This window comes from Streptomyces sp. NPDC050433, assembly GCF_044458565.1.
Lineage (GTDB): Bacteria > Actinomycetota > Actinomycetes > Streptomycetales > Streptomycetaceae > Streptomyces.
Genome location: NZ_JBITIB010000067.1, coordinates 1 through 2,518, shown reverse-complemented (window position 1 = coordinate 2,518; position 2,518 = coordinate 1). Strand labels below are relative to the sequence as shown.

Here is a 2,518-nt window from a genome sequence, read left to right as displayed (position 1 = left end):
ATCTGGTCCCGCTACCGACGACGCCACCAAGCCATCGCCAGACGCTGCCACTACGCGCGCCGAACCGCTGGTCACGAACTGCCGTAATATGACGGTCCGTCAGCTCGCTACACTCAGAAAGAGGCACCTGACCAGCCACGATAGCGAACTACCGCTGGAGTAAATACTCCAGCCGTAGATCGTGATCACGAGTGAGTCGTCGTAGTGGCTGTAACGGGCTCATCAGTCATTGCATGGAAGGATTACTGCCCGCCGAGTCGGAGTACAGCAACCACGTACAGGCTCCCGGACACCGTCAGAAACAGAAAGGCGAGAACCGTGTGGACGACGAGCCCTCGCCTTGAGGCAAGGCCCAGATGTGCCCGGGCCGCACGGCTCACACGGGGATTGGGGGCGCCTCGCGCGTCGTTCGCGTCCGCCTTCTCGATCGCGCGGCGCAGCTTCCTGCGGCTTCTCTCGGTCGTGATACCCAGGCGCACGCCGTGGGCGTCGCGCACCAGCAGGGTCCGGTACGCGCTGCCATACGAGAAGGTCGTCAGTAGCCGGACTGTGGTGATCCGGTTGAGGTTGACGGACCGTTCGCCGGTCAGGGTGTGCGCAGTCAGGTGCGACGATGAGTGCCGGAACGGGACCCGCTCCTCGCACAGTGAGGGTAGGACGACGAAGCTGGCGATCGCGGACAGCAGGCCGAGCACGATCGGTGTGCCTTCGGGGGCTACCCCCATCCTGGCCAGCCCGTAGCCGCCGAGAGGCAGCAGGAGGACCGTCACCGCCAGGCACGAACCCATGCGTGCACGCGTCATGCTGCGGGTTGTAGATGCTTCCACTGACGCCCCCGGTTCTGTCGGCAGACATCAGCATGCATGCGCGACGGCCCCCTGCGCATTGCCGGTCTCCGGCACTCTTCAGCTCAGGATCCATCGGGTCCAAGGCCCCAGTACCAGCATTGACTCCGTGATCCCGTCGTTCGGCGCGGGAACAGGACGGCCACCGCGTGATCTTGGTGAGGTGTGTGGACTCTTCAAGATAGTGCGGTGGCCGCGAGCCACAGCGTAGACCCTGCCCGCTGGCAGAAGGCGTTCGAGGCCCTGATGGGCCAGATAGCGGGCCGGTTCGCGCGGGTTGAGCCGCGTCGCCGGGTACGGGACTTGGTGCTCGGGCTGCTGTCGGACCTGCCACGCAAGAACTGCTGGTCGATTGCCGAGTGGGCCGGGGAGGCAAGTCCGGACGGCATGCAGCACCTGCTCGGTAGGGCCAAGTGGGATGCCGACCGCGTGCGTGATGACGTGCGTGAGTATGTGCTGGAGCATCTACACGACGAGGATGCGGTGCTGGTGGTCGACGAGACCGGGGACGTGAAGAAGGGGACGCATACCGTCGGTGTCCAGCGCCAGTACACCGGCACGGCCGGGAGGATCGAGAACGCGCAGGTCGCGGTTTACCTCGTCTACGCGGGCCGCCGCGGGCACGCAGCGGTGGACCGCGAGCTGTACATCCCGCGCTCGTGGACGTACGACCCAGACCGCTGCCGAGCCGCCGGCCTGGGCGAGGACACCGTCTTTGCGACCAAGCCGGAACTTGCCGCCCGCATGATCGGCCGGTTCCTCGACGCCGGTCACCACGTGGGCTGGGTCGCAGGCGACGAGGTCTATGGCGGCAACCCGAAGCTGCGGTCCGCGCTGGAAGAACGCGGTACCGGCTACGTGCTTGCCGTCGCCTGCTCGGCTGAAGTCACCACCGGTGCCGGGAAGTTCCGCGTGGACGCCCTGGCCGCGAAGGTGCCCAAGCGGGCCTGGCAGAAGCTGTCGGCAGGGGCCGGCGCCAAGGGGCACCGCTTCTACGACTGGGCTGTCATCGACCTGGCCGAACCCCGACCCGGAAGCCGCCAGCTGTTGATCCGCCGCAACCGCACCACCGGTGAACTCGCCTACTACCGCTGCTTCTCACCCGCCCCCGTACCCCTGATCGCCCTGGTCCGCGTCGCTGGATCAAGGTGGCGGGTGGAGGAGACCTTCCAGTCCGGAAAGGGCCTGGCGGGACTCGACGAGCACCAAGTCCGCCGCTACACCTCCTGGTCCCGCTGGGTCACCCTGGCCATGCTCGCTCACGCCTTCCTCGCCGTTGTCCGTGCCGACGAACATGCCCGGCACCCCGCACCTGACGCGCTCATCCCGCTCACCTGCAACGAGATCCAGCGACTGTTCATCGCCTTGGTCGTCCGGCCCGTGCGCGAGGTAGCCCACCGGCTCGCCTGGTCCGCCTGGCGACGTCGCCACCAGGCCCGAGCCCAGGCCAGCCATTACCGGAGACAAGCCGCGAGTCAGACATGAAGATCACGATCTACGGCTGGAGTATTTACTCCAGCGGTAGATCGCTATCGTGGCTGGTCAGGTGCCTCTTTCTGAGTGTAGCGAGCTGACGGCCCGTCATATTACGGCAGTTCGTGACCAGCGGTTCGGCGCGCGTAGTGGCAGCGTCTGGCGATGGCTTGGTGGCGTCGTCGGTAGCGGGACCAGAT

The 2,518-nt window shown here is 66.4% G+C and carries 2 protein-coding genes; one reads left to right on the top strand and one right to left on the bottom strand.

Going from position 1 to position 2,518, the window contains the following annotated elements; translation table 11 throughout:
* Positions 1–242: 242 nt before the first annotated feature.
* Complete coding sequence (locus ACIBLA_RS37545; protein ID WP_399201144.1) at positions 243–803, bottom strand: hypothetical protein; 561 nt, start codon at positions 801–803, stop codon at positions 243–245.
* Between the two features lie 288 nt (positions 804–1,091).
* Here ACIBLA_RS37545 and ACIBLA_RS37540 point away from each other — a divergent pair, with 288 nt between their 5' ends.
* Entirely contained in the window at positions 1,092–2,330 is a 1,239-nt protein-coding gene (locus ACIBLA_RS37540) for an IS701 family transposase (protein ID WP_399201145.1), read from the top strand.
* Positions 2,331–2,518: the final 188 nt, after the last annotated feature.